This window comes from Yersinia proxima, assembly GCF_902170785.1.
In the GTDB taxonomy this organism is placed as follows: Bacteria; Pseudomonadota; Gammaproteobacteria; order Enterobacterales; family Enterobacteriaceae; genus Yersinia; species Yersinia proxima.
On sequence record NZ_CABHYG010000022.1, the window covers coordinates 84,801 to 98,966 of the forward strand.

The window sequence follows — 14,166 nt, forward strand, 5'->3', positions numbered from 1 at the left end:
CTGCTCAACTATGAATTTTTTGCCAAATTAACACCCCAACCAGCACAGAATTATTCATTTGCAGCGGCGGTGTGCGCAGTGTCAAACGGTCTTCCTCAAATTGATAATAGCGAACCTGCTGACTTCCTACCCAGTTGGGAAATAAACTGCCTTCGACAATATGCGTGACGGTCGCAAGCTGTTCATCAATTTCATATCGGCCAAAATAGGTCAATGCACTGAGAAAGGCATTTTTTATTTCAGTATCACTGCCTTGCAACCAATCTTCAGAGGCAAATTTTGTTCTGCCGCTACTGTACAGTTGGGCAGCCATCGTGCCTTGTTTTTCATAATTAATCCGGCCAGACATCCCCTGCCCCATCGGATAATGAATACTGTTATCGGGTAAAACAAAGTGCTGCGATACCAGTGACCAGCTACCGATAAATTGAGTACTTACCATAAATAATCACGCTCACTATTTGTATAACGAAAAATAAGCGTAGTCATTGATAAAAGTAGATACCAATTATCACCATGATATAAACAGCAAAAGGGCCGCTTGCGCGACCCTTTGTCATTTACTGCAAGAATTATTCGTAGTCGCTTATTGGTACGCATGAGCAAAACAAATTACGGTCACCATACACATCATCCAGACGTTTCACGCTCGGCCAGTATTTATTCTCCATCACACCTGCTACCGGGAATACTGCCAGCTCACGGCTGTACGGATGCTGCCACTCACCGACCAGCTCAGCTTGAGTATGCGGTGCATTCACCAACGGGTTGTCTTCCAGTGGCCATTCACCACGAGCCACTTTCTCGATTTCCGCGCGGATAGCCAGCATGGCGTCGATAAAGCGGTCTAACTCAGCTTTACTTTCTGATTCAGTCGGTTCCACCATCAGCGTGCCCGCCACCGGGAAGGACATGGTTGGCGCATGGAAGCCGAAGTCAATTAAGCGCTTGGCGATATCCATCTCGCTGATACCTGTTGCTTCTTTCAGTGGGCGAATATCCAAAATACATTCGTGCGCCACACGGCCATCGTGACCGGCATACAAAATCGGATAAGCACCTTTTAGACGGGTTGCAATGTAGTTAGCATTCAGAATCGCGACCTGACTGGCTTGTTTCAGCCCATCAGCCCCCATCATCCGGATGTACATCCAACTGATAGGCAAAATTGACGCACTACCAAATGGGGCCGCCGAAACCGCGCCCTGTTGGGTCGTCATACCATCAATTTGCACCACACTGTGGCCCGGAACAAACGGCGCTAAATGTGCTTTAACACCAATCGGCCCCATACCTGGGCCACCACCGCCATGTGGAATACAGAAGGTTTTATGTAAGTTCAGGTGAGAAACATCCGCGCCAATATAGCCCGGAGTGGTTATTCCAACCTGCGCATTCATGTTTGCGCCATCGAGGTAAACCTGACCACCAAACTGATGCACAATCTGACAAACTTCGCGGATGGTTTCTTCGTACACACCGTGAGTCGACGGGTAAGTCACCATAATACAAGAGAGTTCATCACCGGCTTCACCCGCCTTCTGGCGCAAGTCGTGCAAATCGATATTCCCTTGCTTATCACAGGCCACCACCACTACTGACATACCGGCCATTTGTGCCGATGCCGGGTTGGTGCCGTGAGCCGAGCTTGGGATCAAACAGATATGGCGGCTCGCCTGATTACGGCTTTCATGGTAACGGCGAATCGCCAGTAACCCTGCATATTCACCTTGCGCGCCAGAGTTTGGCTGCATACAAACCGCATCATAACCGGTCAGTTGCACCAACCATTGTGACAGTTGACCAATCATTTGCTGATAACCCGCAGCTTGTTCCGGCGGGCAGAAAGGGTGCAATTCAGCGAACTCTGGCCAGGTTATCGGGATCATCTCGGCGGCGGCATTCAGCTTCATAGTGCAAGAACCCAGCGGGATCATCGCTTGATTCAGTGCCAAATCTTTGCGCTCTAAACGATGCATATAACGCATCATTTCGGTTTCGCTGTGGTAACTGTTAAATACCGGATGAGTCAGAATGGGATCCTGGCGCAACATGCTTGCTGGAATCGACTGGCTATTTTGGCTGACATCAGCATCAAGCTGGTCAATATCCAGACCATGGTTATCACCGGCTAACAAAGTGAAGAGAGTTTGAAGATCTTCACGTGAGGTGGTCTCATCCAACGTGATGCCCACAGCGCCAGAAATATCAGTGCGCAGGTTGATACCAAAACTCAATGCACGATCCAGCACTGCCGCTTTATCTTCGACTAGAACTGTCAGGGTATCGAACCAATGTGCGAAACGCAGCTTCAGACCGGCCTGTTGCAAGCCCGCGGCCAGAATATCAGTCATGCGATGAATACGACCAGCGATGCGCTGCAAACCTTGTGGACCATGATAAACCGCATACAAACTGGCGATGTTGGCCAGTAAAACCTGAGAAGTACAGATATTGGAGTTGGCTTTCTCGCGGCGGATATGTTGCTCGCGAGTTTGCATCGCCATACGTAATGCGGTGTTACCCGCAGCATCACGAGAAACCCCGATAATCCGGCCCGGCATCGAGCGTTTAAACTCATCGCGGCAGGCAAAGAAGGCAGCATGTGGGCCACCGTAACCCATGGGAACACCAAAGCGCTGAGCAGAGCCAAACACTACATCAGCCCCTTGTTTACCGGGCGCGGTCAGTAACACTAGCGCCATAATATCGGCGGCGACGCTGGTAATTATTTTGCGTTTTTTCAGCTCAGACAGCAGTGCTGAGTAGTCATGCAGTTCGCCCGTAGTGCCCACTTGTTGCAGCAACACACCGAACACGCCATCTAGCTCCAACACCTTTTCTGCGCGGTCAACAATCACTTCAAAACCAAAGGTTTCAGCACGGGTGCGCACCACATCCAGCGTTTGTGGATGGACATCATTAGCGACGAAGAAACGATTGGCGTCTTTTAATTTACTGGCACGTTTCGCCAACGCCATGGCTTCTGCGGCTGCGGTGGCTTCATCCAATAAAGAAGCAGAAGCCAGATCCAGGCCAGTCAAGTCTTGGGTAAGTTGCTGGAAATTCAGTAATGCCTCAAGGCGACCCTGTGAAACTTCTGGCTGATACGGAGTGTAAGCCGTGTACCAACCGGGGTTTTCCAGCATATTGCGCAGGATAACCGGCGGCGTCAAAACCGGGCTGTAGCCCATGCCGATATAGGATTTATAGCGCTGATTCTGGCTGGCGATCCCTTTAAGTTCCGCCAACGCCTGATGTTCTGTGGCGGCTTCCCCCACCGGAGGCGGGCTTGGCAATTGGATATCTGCCGGAACAATCTGCTGGATCAATGTACTTAACGAGTTGGCGCCAACAGCGGCCAACATCTGTTGCTGTTGTTCAGCAGAGGAGCCGATATGGCGCTGAATAAAAGCATCGTTATGTTCAAGCTGGCTGAGATTCTGAGTCATTTGCTACACATTCCTGAATAGGGCATGGGACGGGAGATATTTGAGACTAACCGCGCCTTGGAGGGGCTTTAGAAATACTCACAAAGCCGAACTAAGGGGAAACACGTCGTTCGGGTCGTAGTGGCGTAAGCCACCGGAGCGCCCGTAGACGTGGTCAACCCTTAGCTCATAGCACTTCACTCACCTCAGGCTTTTTTCATTTATTCTTCGATAGTCGCCTGATAGGCCTCGGCATCTAACAAACCATCTAACTCACTTTCATCAGAGGCTTTGATGCTGAACAGCCAGCCGTCGGTATAAGGCGCGCTGTTCACCAGTTCTGGGGAGCTTTCCAATTCAGTATTCACAGCGATGATTTCACCACTGATTGGCGCATAAATATCAGAAGCGGCTTTAACGGATTCGGCAACAGCGCAATCGCTGCCAGCGGAAACTTCACTGCCCACTTCTGGCAAATCAACAAACACCATGTCACCCAGTAGCTCTTGCGCATGCTCGGTGATCCCGACGCTGTACACGCCATCACCATCGGCACGAACCCACTCATGAGATGACGCATATTTCAAATCTGCTGGTACATTGCTCATTGCTGCTCCTTAAAAAGGGTAGAGCCAAAAGAGTGTGGCTCGTAGAATTCGGAATACTCTAAATAATTACAGCGCGACCGGTTTACCCGCCCGCACAAAACCCGGTTTTGTGACCCGCACCGGCATTTCACGGTTACGGATTTGCACTACCGCATTTTCACCTATCCCCGCAGGGACACGGGCCAGCGCAATACTAAAACCCAGTGTAGGAGAGAATGAACCGCTGGTTATCACGCCAACATGCTGATTGCCCGAATCATCAGAAAAATGCACCGGCAACTCATTACGTAATACACCTTTTTCGGTCATGATCAAGCCGACCAATTGCTCAGTCCCGTTAGCACGTTGCTGCTCAAGTGCTTCGCGGCCGATAAACTGGCGGTCTTCTGGCAACCAGGCCACTGTCCAGCCCATATTGGCAGCGAGTGGTGAAACGCCTTCGTCCATTTCCTGACCGTAGAGATTCATACCGGCTTCCAGGCGCAAAGTGTCACGTGCACCAAGGCCGGCAGGTTTCACACCGGCAGCCAACAACTGTTGCCAAAATTCGACAACCCGCTCTTTAGGTAGCGCAATTTCGTAACCTGCTTCGCCGGTATAGCCAGTGGTGGCGATAAACAAATCATCAGCCTGAATACCAAAGAACGGCTTCATTCCTGCGATCGCTTGTTGCTGCTCAGGAGTGAGTAAGGTCGCGACTTTCTGTTGCGCTGTTGGGCCTTGCACTGCCACCAGCGCCAAATCATCACGTACAGTGACATCAACCTGATACGGCTCAGCATGCTGAATGATCCAGTTCAGATCTTTTTCGCGGGTAGCGGAGTTAACCACTAAACGGAAATAGTCTTCGCGCAGGAAATAGACAATTAAATCATCGATAACACCGCCGGAGGCATTCAGCATTGCGGTGTAAAGGGCTTTGCCCGGTTGGGTCAGTTTGGCAACATCATTAGCTAATAGATAACGCAGGAATTCACGGGTACGAGTGCCGTGTAAGTCGACAATCGTCATGTGCGAGACATCAAACATACCGGCATCCTGGCGCACGATATGGTGCTCGTCGATTTGGGAACCATAATGCAATGGCATCATCCAGCCATGAAAATCTACCATGCGCGCACCGCACGCCACGTGTTGGTCATACAGCGGGGTCTGCTTAGCCATCTACTCTCCCTCAAACAGTTTCATGCCATGGGTGTCTGGTACTCTGACTTACCATAAACAGACATATACCCTAAATAATTCGGGTTGCAGGAAGGCGGCAACTAAGTGAATCCCCAGGAGCTTACATAAGTAAGTGACTGGGGTGAACGAAGGCAGCCAACACACATGCAACGTGAAGTATGACGGGTTTACGCAAACGATACCTTTTGCCCAACGTTATCACTGAATTCATCAGGTAACCATAAGCTAAAATAGGCGATAACCAGAGTTAGGACGACAAAAGGCAGGGGTATTGTGCAGAGTTTTCCACTGTAAAAATGCGCCCATAGGCACATAATTAACAATTAAACCGTAAAAATAGCGATGTTATATAACGAAACAACCAAAACCCTGTCAGAATCAACTTATCAGGTTTTGGCTGTGCATAAAAAAAACTAATGCGAAAAGTGGGCTGAAATTAGATTATTTCAACTGAGGCGGGTTTTATACCCTGGATTATTCATCGAGCCAATCGGGCAAATCATTTAACCCCATCGCCTGACGCACTAACTGTGGTTTGATACCCGGCAAGTTATCAGCCAGTGTTAACCCAATATCACGCAGCAGTTTTTTAGCGGGATTATTTCCGGCAAATAAATCACGAAATCCCTGCATACTGGCGAGCATCACCGCAGCACTGTGTTTACGGCGACGTTCATAGCGGCGTAAATAAAGGTGTTGGCCAATATCTTTGCCCTGACGCTGCAAGCGCCGGAGTTCTGAAACCAATTCAGCAGCATCCATAAAGCCTAAATTCACCCCCTGCCCGGCCAATGGATGCACAGTATGGGCAGCATCACCGACCAAAGCCAACCGGTGAGCGGCAAAACTGCGCGCATATCGCCCGGTCAGTGGGAAGGTTTGGCGCTCGCTTTCAAGTTGGCATTGCCCCAGCCGCATATCAAATGCCATGCCCAACTCGCGGTTAAACTGCTCTGCGGGCAGTGCAGTTAACTCAGCGGCACGCTCAGGTGAGACTGACCAAACAATCGAGCTAAGATGCGGGTCGCTAAATGGCAGGAATGCTAAAATGCCGTCGCCATGAAACACCTGTCTGGCCGTGGCCTGATGGCCTTCTTCAGTGCGAATAGTGGCTACCAGCGCGTGATGGGCGTAATCCCAAAATGTCAGTGGGATATCAGCATGTTGGCGTAACCAAGAGTTGGCCCCATCAGCCCCGACCACCAGTTTGGTACTCAGCATCCGGTCATCCGTTAAGGTAATGAACGCTTCACTTTCGCCCCAAGCCACCTGTTTGATACTGGCGGGGGCCAGCAAGGTGACATCAGCCAATTGGCTTGCTCGTTGCCAGAGTGCCTGCTGAATGACCTGATTTTCAATAATATGTCCAAGATGGCTGAAACCATACTCATCGGCGTGGAAAGCAATTTTGCCAAAACTGTCTTGGTCCCACACTTCCATGCCACTATAAGGGCTGGCGCGTAGAGCCAGGATATTTTCCCACACACCAATTTTTTGCAGTAAGCGCTCACTGGCTGCATTGATCGCCGAGACCCGAAGCGCCAACTCGCCGGTCACTGGCGCAGGTAGCGGCTCTTGTTCTGGCTGGTGTTCCAGAATGGCGATGCGCAGACCGCTGCCTTGCAACCCGCAAGCCAGTGCCAGGCCGACCATTCCGCCACCAGCGATTACCACGTCATATGATTGCATACCGAGATATATCCCATGAAAATATAAACTTTATTTACCCGATAGATTTCTCGATGCAGGAAGCAACGTGAAAGACGGCGGGCAAAACTAGCGACCGACCCATCCCAGCGTACGCCGCGCGAAAGTATCACGGATTGCAGGTATCTGTTCCATCGACATCAAAGCAAGGTTGCGGCCAACCACCAACGGCCCATAACGGTTGGCAAACAGGCGGATTAACCCATCAGTGATGCCAATGGTTGTCTGTTGATCCGGTTCCCGCCGCAGTTGATATTGACTGAGTACCTTATAATCACCGGGATCATCCCCCGCCCGCGCGATAGTTTCTGCTAATGACATCACATCACGCAGACCGAGATTAAACCCCTGACCAGCAATAGGATGCAATGTTTGGGCGGCATTACCAACTAATGCCAGACGATGGCTAACATGGCGCGTGGCAGTGAGCAATTGCAGCGGGTAACTGTGGCGTTTGCCAGCATGGAGCATTTTCCCCAAACGCCAGCCAAAAGCGCGCTGTAATTCCGCCAGAAAACGAGCATCATCCCAGCTATCAAGCTGCGCTCTATCTTCTTTGGCATGACACCACACCAACGAACTGCGCCCCTGAGACATCGGCAGCAGCGCCAACGGCCCATTACGGGTAAAGCGCTCAAAAGCACGCCCGTTGGGTAGCTCAGAAGTCGTGACATTGGCGATCACCGCAATCTGTTGATAATCCTGCTGCTGCCACTGAATATTACAGGCCTGAGCCAATGCGGAATGAGTGCCATCCGCCGCCACCAACAGTTTAGCGTGAAGCTGTTGGCCGTTATCCAATGTCACCGTGGCAGATTCAGCCGTGCGAACCACATCAACCATTTTGGCCGGGCAATGTAGGGTCACTCCCGGTGCTTTCTGCAATAAGGCAAATAGCCGCTTACCCGCATCAAACAGCTCGATAACCTGACCCAGTGCCGGAACCCGATAATCTTGCGCCCGCAGATTCACAAAGCCGGAGTGACCGCTATCACTGACGTGAACATGTTCTATGGCGGTGGCACAATCGGCCAGAGCCGACCAGAGGCCAATACTATCCAGTTGCTGACAGGTGCCGTGCGCCAAAGCAATGGCTCGGGCATCGAAACCCGGATGCTGCCTGCTATCAGGACGCTGCGCTTCAACCAGCGCCACCGGCATCTTCCCATGCGTAAGGGATGAAATAGCCAGCGCCAGTGTTGCACCGGCCATACCGCCACCGACAATTATCACGCTCATCAGTTATCTCGCTGCCGCCATAAGAGCTTCAATTTCATCGGGATCTTTTACCACACTGGCGGTCAGATTTTCATTACCCTCTGCGGTAATCACGATGTCATCTTCAATGCGAATACCAATACCACGATATTGCGGCGGAACATCGGCATCTGGCGCAATATATAAGCCCGGCTCAATAGTCAGCACCATACCCGGTTCAAGAATGCGACCACGCTCACTGTTGGTATAATCACCAACATCATGCACATCCAACCCCAGCCAGTGGCTCAAGCCGTGCATAAAGAATGGTTTGTGTGCCTGTTCAGCAATGAGCTGCTCGATATCTCCTTTCAGGATACCCAAATCAACCAAGCCGGTGATCATAATCCGCACGACCTGCTCCGTGACTTCGCGGATACTGGTGCCTGGCCGGAAAAGCTCCAGTGCTTTGTTGATGGAGGCCAACACGATGTCATAAATCTCGCGTTGCGCTGGGGTGAATTTGCCATTAACCGGGAAAGTACGCGTAATATCACCGGCATAGCCCTGATATTCACAACCGGCATCAATCAGCACCAATTCACCATCTCGCAGTTCACACTCATTTTCGGTGTAATGCAGAATACAGCCGTTCTCACCGCCGCCGACAATGGTGTTATAGGCCGGATAGCGCGCACCATGACGGGTAAACTCATGCAGAATTTCCCCCTCCAGTTGGTACTCGAACATTCCTGGGCGGCATTTCTCCATCGCGCGGGTATGGGCTAATGCGCTGATTTCACCGGCTCGACGCAGCACAGCAATTTCTTCCTCTGACTTAAACAGACGCATCTCATGCAGCCATGGCCGCCAGTCAGTCAAAGTTGCTGGTGCACGTAGATTTTTACGAAAACCGTTACGTAACTTTTCCAGCGCAGCAAAAACAATTTTATCTGCATAATCATATTGCCCCTGCGCGTGATAAATCACATCAAGGCGATTAAGCAGTAAATAGAGTTGCTCGTCGATTTCATCGAAAGGTAATGCGCGATCAACACCCAACTTCTCAGGTGCGGCCTCTTGCCCTAAACGGCGGCCAAACCAGATTTCAGCGGTTAAATCCCGCACCCGGTTAAACAGCACGCTGTGGTTATGGGTCTCATCGCTTTTCACCAGAATCAGCACTGCCTGCGGTTCATTGAAACCCGTCAAATAGCTGAAATCGCTATTCTGCCGATAGGGATATTCGGAATCCGCGCTACGCGTGGCCTCTGGTGCGGCAAAAATAATAGCAGCACTGCCCGGAGCCATCTTTGCCAACAGCGCTTGACGGCGGTTCTGGTATTCTTGCTGAGTCATTACACTCTCCTGAAATATCCGATTTTCATCATTTAACGCATGACACTAATTCGTCTAGTGTAATGTCGGTTTGCGTATTTCCGGGGCAGTCGGTTTTTCTTGGGTAAATTCGATATGACACAAGATAGCCGCGACACGGACATACTCAATGACTTCTTCCAATGATTGAGCCAGCTCTTCCTGATCTTCATCTTCGTCATACCCTAACTGAGCGATATTACGCAAATCATCAATAGCTTCACCCACTTCATCTTTCACTTGCGCCAATTTCGGTTGCAGCATTCCAAGCCCTAACAGGAAATGGTTTACCCAGCCGGATAATGCATCAGCACGGTCAAAAACAGTCACTTCTTCCCCTTCAGGAATCAGCAACTGGAACATAAAACCTTCGTTTTCCAGCGCTTCTTGTGTTGCTTCATGTAACTGTTGTAACGGCAAACCCAGGGCTTGTGAGAAGGCAACACCCTCATTGGTCAGGTCATGCACCAATGCGCGCCAGCCATCGTCTTTACTGCCTCCGCAGAGCATGCCACTGATCAGGCCATGCATTTCAGCAGGGGTTAATGCCACTGCTTGCTGGTTCAATGCCAGGGCCAGTGATTGGTAAGTTGGTAATGTATTCTCTATAGACATGCGTATTCGTCATCGTTGGCAGGATAAGTTCGTGTTATGCTACCACCAAGAAAGGTCGCTATACCAGAAAACGCAACACCCTATATCCTATAGATTTCAAGATACAGAAAGCGGCAAAGCCTTTTGTCACTTGAAAAATAATGGATATATGCCCTAAATAATTCGAGTTGCAGGAAGGCAGCAATTGAGTGAGTCTCGCTGAGTTGACGCCAGTCAATGATTCGGGTGAGCGAGAGTAGCCACGCATATGCAGCTTGAAGTATGACGGGTAAAGGGGTTGAATCTTGGTATCGAGATATATATAGTGACGCCCGCTTTGCAGCTACGAGCATTTTGCCTCTGGTTTTCAGGGCTGGCGCGAAATTAGTCAGGAAGGTGGCATGTCTGCACAACCGGTAGATATTCAAATTTTTGGTCGCTCGTTAAGAGTTAATTGTCCGCCAGAACAACAAGATGCGTTGAACATGGCAGCAGAAGATCTTAACCAACGGTTGCAAGATCTGAAAGTTCGCACTAGAGTCACCAATACTGAGCAATTGGTTTTCATCGCGGCATTGAACGTATGTCACGAATTAGCTCAGGAAAGGTTGAAAACCCGTGACTATGCATCCAATATGGAGCAACGTATTCGGATGTTACAACAGACCATTGAACAGGCATTGCTTGAACAAGGTCGCATCTCTGAACGTCAGGATGCACAGTTTGAATAAATCTCTGTTGAATGATAGATTCAGCAGTGAGTAAAGAATTTCTCTGAGGTGTTCGTCAGCGGGTCAGTCCCCTGAGCCGATATTTAATACCAACAGAATGTAGTGCCTCCGTAACCGGTGCGCATGCTCGGTCCGCCGAGAAGCCTTAAGGTTGCGACGCTGCGTTCACCTTGAACCATGGGTTCAAGGGTTACAGCCTGCGGCGGCATCTCGGAGATCCCTTTCTTATCGTGTAACGCATATTTGCAGTTATCACGTTCGTTCTGATACAGGCAGTTTTCTTTTTTAAGTTAATAAAATGCCTCTAAATCCGCAACATGCCCTTGAGCGGCAAAAAATTCGCAGTGAAATCCGTGAACGTCGGCGTCTTTTGACTCCTGAGCAGCAACAGCAATCCGCCAATCTCGCCGCCAAACAAATCGATTCCCACGACAAAATTCAGCAAGCCAATACTATCGCACTATTTCTTTCTTTTGATGGCGAGTTAGATACCGCTCCTGTTATCGAATTACTGTGGCAGCAGAAAAAACAGATTTATCTGCCGGTACTTCATCCTTTCTGTCCCGGCCATTTGTTGTTTCTCCACTATCGTCCTGATAGCCAGCTCATTCGTAATCGCCTGAACATTCTGGAGCCTCAATTAGATGTACGCGATGTCTTGCCATTAAAACGACTGGATGTCGTGATAACTCCGCTGGTCGCGTTTGATCAAGATGGACAACGTTTAGGTATGGGGGGCGGATTCTATGACCGTACGCTGCAAAACTGGCAGCAAGGTGGCCCCTATCCTATTGGTCTGGCTCATGATTGCCAGCAGGTAGAGCACTTACCGAGTGAACATTGGGATGTGCCGTTACCAGAGATTGTGACACCAACAAAAGTGTGGCGCTGGTGAGATGTGCTGCATAACGATATAAAAAAACACCCGATATTTTATACATAGCGGGTGCTTAGTTATATCAGTACAACATTTATCAATAGAGCAAACGCGCGCGGATAGTCCCCGGAATCGCTTTCATTGCCTGCAAGGCTTTTTCTGCATTTTCCGCATCATCAGTTTCGACATCAATAACGACATAACCGATATCAGCACTGGTTTGCAAATACTGCGCGGCAATGTTGACGTTCTGCTCAGCAAATATTTTGTTGATGCTGGTCAGGATGCCAGGGCGGTTCTCATGGATATGCAGCAGGCGGCGAGTATTATCACCGTGCGCTGGCAGAGAAACTTCCGGGAAGTTAACCGCAGACAGCGTTGAGCCGTTGTCGGAATACTTCGCCAGTTTACCGGCCACTTCATCACCGATATTTTCCTGCGCTTCCTGAGTTGAACCACCGATATGTGGGGTTAATAACACATTATCAAACTCGCACAATGGTGAATTGAATGGGTCTTTATTGGTTGCTGGCTCTTCTGGGAAAACATCGATTGCTGCACCCGCCAGATGATTGCTCGCCAGCGCATCACACAGTGCCGGAATATCAACCACAGTTCCACGTGAGGCATTAATCAGCATCGCGCCTGGCTTCATCAACGCCAATTGCTCAGGGCCAATCATATTTTTGGTGGAGTGGTTTTCTGGCACATGCAAGCTAATCACATCACTCATATTCAGCAAGTCAGACAGATGACGTACCTGCTGTGCATTCCCCAACGACAGTTTATTTTCAATATCGTAGAAGAATACTTTCATACCGACACTTTCAGCCAAAATCCCCAGCTGAGTCCCGATGTGACCATAGCCGATAATACCCAGTTTTTTACCGCGGGCTTCATAGGAACCGACTGCCAGTTTGTTCCACTCGCCACGGTGCGCTTTGGCATTGGCAGATGGAATACCGCGGAACATCAGCAGTAACTCGCCCAGTACCATTTCAGCTACCGAACGGGTATTGGAGAAAGGTGCATTGAATACCGGCACACCACGTTTAGTCGCCGCTTTTAAATCAACCTGATTAGTACCGATACAGAAACAACCTACTGCAACCAATTTTTCTGCGGCAGCAAAGACTTCTTCGGACAGATGCGTGCGCGATCGGATCCCGATGAAGTGAGCATCACGAATAGATTCTTTCAGTGATTCGGTGTCTAAGGCACCTTTATGATATTCAATATTGCTATAACCGGCTGCACGCAGATTATCAACCGTGCTCTGGTGCACCCCTTCCACTAACAGAAACTTAATTCTGTCTTTCTCCAGTGATACTTTTGCCATGTCCCCGACCCTATTTTCAGACTTCAGATGTGGCTGCCGATATCGAATGAATCCGGTCAGCACCCAGTCAACATAACAAATATTTCGTATGCAGCAATACAAACGATTGCCTGGCTGTCAGCATAACAAACAGTGCAAATGTTAATTTATGGAATAAAAAACTAGCGAGAAGTGAGTTAATGGCAGGTTAATAAAATGAAATGAGTAAATGTGATATATATCACCAAATTTAACCATTTTAAGAAAAGATATTTAAAGGCAAAAATTATCAGGATGAAGCGACCAGACCTCATCCTGAATACATATCAACCGATCACTTAAGTTCTACTTTTTTAACGCCATCGGCAGTACCAATCAATGCGACATCAGCACCTCGATTGGCAAATAAGCCCACAGTGACAACACCGGCAATATTATTAATTTTATTTTCAAGCGCAATGGCATCCAAAATAGTCAGATTATGGACATCCAAAATAACATTACCGTTATCAGTCAAAACATTCTGGCGATATTCAGGTAACCCGCCTAATTTCACCAGTTCACGCGCCACATAAGAACGGGCCATCGGGATAACTTCGACCGGCAGCGGGAACTTACCCAAAACATCAACCTGCTTGGAAGCATCAGCAATACAGATAAATTTACGAGCAATGGCCGCAATGATTTTTTCGCGGGTCAGAGCTGCACCGCCACCTTTGATCATCTGCATTTGGCTGTTAATTTCATCAGCTCCATCGACATAAATGTCCAGCTCGTCGACTTCGTTGCAATCAAATACTTGAATACCATAACCTTTCAGTTTAGCGGTAGAGGCATCAGAGCTGGAAACAGCCCCTTCGATCTGGCCTTTGATGGAAGCGAGAGCATCAATAAAATGCGCCGCAGTAGAGCCGGTGCCGACCCCAACGATAGTACCGGGTTTAACATATTCTAATGCTGCCCAGCCCACTGCTTTTTTAAGTTCATCCTGAGTCATGATAAGTTCACGCCTTGATGTGAAAGAAAACCTGACGTCATTATAGAGCATATAAGTGATAAAACGTCGCAATAAAGCCAACTCGTATGATGGTTAATTTTAGCTGGATCACAGTTATGCCGGTTTATTTGTGACGGGAACCAA

The 14,166-nt window shown here is 49.2% G+C and carries 12 protein-coding genes and 1 other RNA gene; 3 read left to right on the forward strand and 10 right to left on the reverse strand.

The features are described 5' to 3' along the window. Nucleotides 1-4 precede the first annotated feature (4 nt). The 8 genes from FTB31_RS20465 to FTB31_RS20500 form a co-directional block, all read right to left on the reverse strand. Nucleotides 5-442, reverse strand: a complete 438-nt coding sequence (locus tag FTB31_RS20465) for a lipocalin-like domain-containing protein (protein ID WP_050078863.1) — start codon at nucleotides 440-442, stop codon at nucleotides 5-7. A gap of 130 nt (nucleotides 443-572) precedes the next feature. After that, nucleotides 573-3,452 carry an aminomethyl-transferring glycine dehydrogenase gene (gene gcvP, locus FTB31_RS20470; RefSeq protein ID WP_227731735.1) on the reverse strand — a complete coding sequence of 960 codons (2,880 nt, stop codon included), beginning with the start codon at nucleotides 3,450-3,452 and terminating at the stop codon, nucleotides 573-575. A 200-nt stretch (nucleotides 3,453-3,652) separates the two neighbouring features. After that, a complete protein-coding gene (gene gcvH, locus FTB31_RS20475; protein WP_077175319.1) occupies nucleotides 3,653-4,039 on the reverse strand; it encodes a glycine cleavage system protein GcvH in 387 nt (128 codons plus the stop codon). A 66-nt stretch (nucleotides 4,040-4,105) separates the two neighbouring features. After that, nucleotides 4,106-5,203 carry a glycine cleavage system aminomethyltransferase GcvT gene (gene gcvT / locus FTB31_RS20480; protein ID WP_227731736.1) on the reverse strand — a complete coding sequence of 366 codons (1,098 nt, stop codon included), beginning with the start codon at nucleotides 5,201-5,203 and terminating at the stop codon, nucleotides 4,106-4,108. Nucleotides 5,204-5,698: 495 nt separating this feature from the next. Then, nucleotides 5,699-6,913 carry an FAD-dependent 2-octaprenylphenol hydroxylase gene (ubiI, locus tag FTB31_RS20485; RefSeq protein ID WP_050078867.1) on the reverse strand — a complete coding sequence of 405 codons (1,215 nt, stop codon included), beginning with the start codon at nucleotides 6,911-6,913 and terminating at the stop codon, nucleotides 5,699-5,701. Nucleotides 6,914-7,000: 87 nt separating this feature from the next. After that, nucleotides 7,001-8,170: a 2-octaprenyl-6-methoxyphenyl hydroxylase gene (ubiH, locus tag FTB31_RS20490; RefSeq protein ID WP_227731737.1), complete on the reverse strand. Its 1,170-nt coding sequence runs from the start codon at nucleotides 8,168-8,170 to the stop codon at nucleotides 7,001-7,003. 3 nt (nucleotides 8,171-8,173) lie between these two features. After that, nucleotides 8,174-9,487, reverse strand: coding sequence for a Xaa-Pro aminopeptidase (gene pepP, locus FTB31_RS20495; RefSeq protein ID WP_077175316.1), 1,314 nt, complete (start codon nucleotides 9,485-9,487; stop codon nucleotides 8,174-8,176). A 54-nt stretch (nucleotides 9,488-9,541) separates the two neighbouring features. Next, nucleotides 9,542-10,120 (reverse strand): YecA/YgfB family protein, encoded by a 579-nt coding sequence (locus tag FTB31_RS20500; protein ID WP_005164114.1) that lies wholly within the window; start codon nucleotides 10,118-10,120, stop codon nucleotides 9,542-9,544. A gap of 380 nt (nucleotides 10,121-10,500) precedes the next feature. Here FTB31_RS20500 and zapA point away from each other — a divergent pair, with 380 nt between their 5' ends. The 3 genes from zapA (at nucleotide 10,501) to FTB31_RS20515 (ending at nucleotide 11,725) form a co-directional block, all read left to right on the forward strand. Beyond that, nucleotides 10,501-10,830: a cell division protein ZapA gene (gene zapA / locus FTB31_RS20505; RefSeq protein WP_004706812.1), complete on the forward strand. Its 330-nt coding sequence runs from the start codon at nucleotides 10,501-10,503 to the stop codon at nucleotides 10,828-10,830. A gap of 37 nt (nucleotides 10,831-10,867) precedes the next feature. Next, nucleotides 10,868-11,051, forward strand: a non-coding RNA gene (gene ssrS / locus FTB31_RS20510) — 6S RNA. Between the two features lie 77 nt (nucleotides 11,052-11,128). Continuing rightward, entirely contained in the window at nucleotides 11,129-11,725 is a 597-nt protein-coding gene (locus tag FTB31_RS20515; protein WP_077175315.1) for a 5-formyltetrahydrofolate cyclo-ligase, read from the forward strand. Between the two features lie 79 nt (nucleotides 11,726-11,804). On the opposite strand, the gene serA is transcribed toward FTB31_RS20515, so the two are convergent. Beyond that, nucleotides 11,805-13,046 carry a phosphoglycerate dehydrogenase gene (gene serA / locus FTB31_RS20520; protein WP_077175314.1) on the reverse strand — a complete coding sequence of 414 codons (1,242 nt, stop codon included), beginning with the start codon at nucleotides 13,044-13,046 and terminating at the stop codon, nucleotides 11,805-11,807. Nucleotides 13,047-13,359: 313 nt separating this feature from the next. Continuing rightward, a complete protein-coding gene (gene rpiA, locus FTB31_RS20525) occupies nucleotides 13,360-14,022 on the reverse strand; it encodes a ribose-5-phosphate isomerase RpiA (protein ID WP_077175313.1) in 663 nt (220 codons plus the stop codon). Between the last annotated feature and the right edge of the window lie 144 nt (nucleotides 14,023-14,166).

Excerpts from the sequence above, each read along its gene's own strand:
- ubiH (WP_227731737.1), bottom strand. The coding sequence starts at position 8,170 with ATGAGCGTGATAATTGTCGGTGGCGGTATGGCCGGTGCAACACTGGCG.
- FTB31_RS20500 (WP_005164114.1), bottom strand. The coding sequence starts at position 10,120 with ATGTCTATAGAGAATACATTACCAACTTACCAATCACTGGCCCTGGCA.
- rpiA (WP_077175313.1), bottom strand. The coding sequence starts at position 14,022 with ATGACTCAGGATGAACTTAAAAAAGCAGTGGGCTGGGCAGCATTAGAA.
- FTB31_RS20465 (WP_050078863.1), bottom strand. The coding sequence starts at position 442 with ATGGTAAGTACTCAATTTATCGGTAGCTGGTCACTGGTATCGCAGCAC.
- serA (WP_077175314.1), bottom strand. The coding sequence starts at position 13,046 with ATGGCAAAAGTATCACTGGAGAAAGACAGAATTAAGTTTCTGTTAGTG.
- gcvP (WP_227731735.1), bottom strand. The coding sequence starts at position 3,452 with ATGACTCAGAATCTCAGCCAGCTTGAACATAACGATGCTTTTATTCAG.
- ubiI (WP_050078867.1), bottom strand. The coding sequence starts at position 6,913 with ATGCAATCATATGACGTGGTAATCGCTGGTGGCGGAATGGTCGGCCTG.
- pepP (WP_077175316.1), bottom strand. The coding sequence starts at position 9,487 with ATGACTCAGCAAGAATACCAGAACCGCCGTCAAGCGCTGTTGGCAAAG.
- gcvT (WP_227731736.1), bottom strand. The coding sequence starts at position 5,203 with ATGGCTAAGCAGACCCCGCTGTATGACCAACACGTGGCGTGCGGTGCG.
- zapA (WP_004706812.1), top strand. The coding sequence starts at position 10,501 with ATGTCTGCACAACCGGTAGATATTCAAATTTTTGGTCGCTCGTTAAGA.
- FTB31_RS20515 (WP_077175315.1), top strand. The coding sequence starts at position 11,129 with ATGCCTCTAAATCCGCAACATGCCCTTGAGCGGCAAAAAATTCGCAGT.
- gcvH (WP_077175319.1), bottom strand. The coding sequence starts at position 4,039 with ATGAGCAATGTACCAGCAGATTTGAAATATGCGTCATCTCATGAGTGG.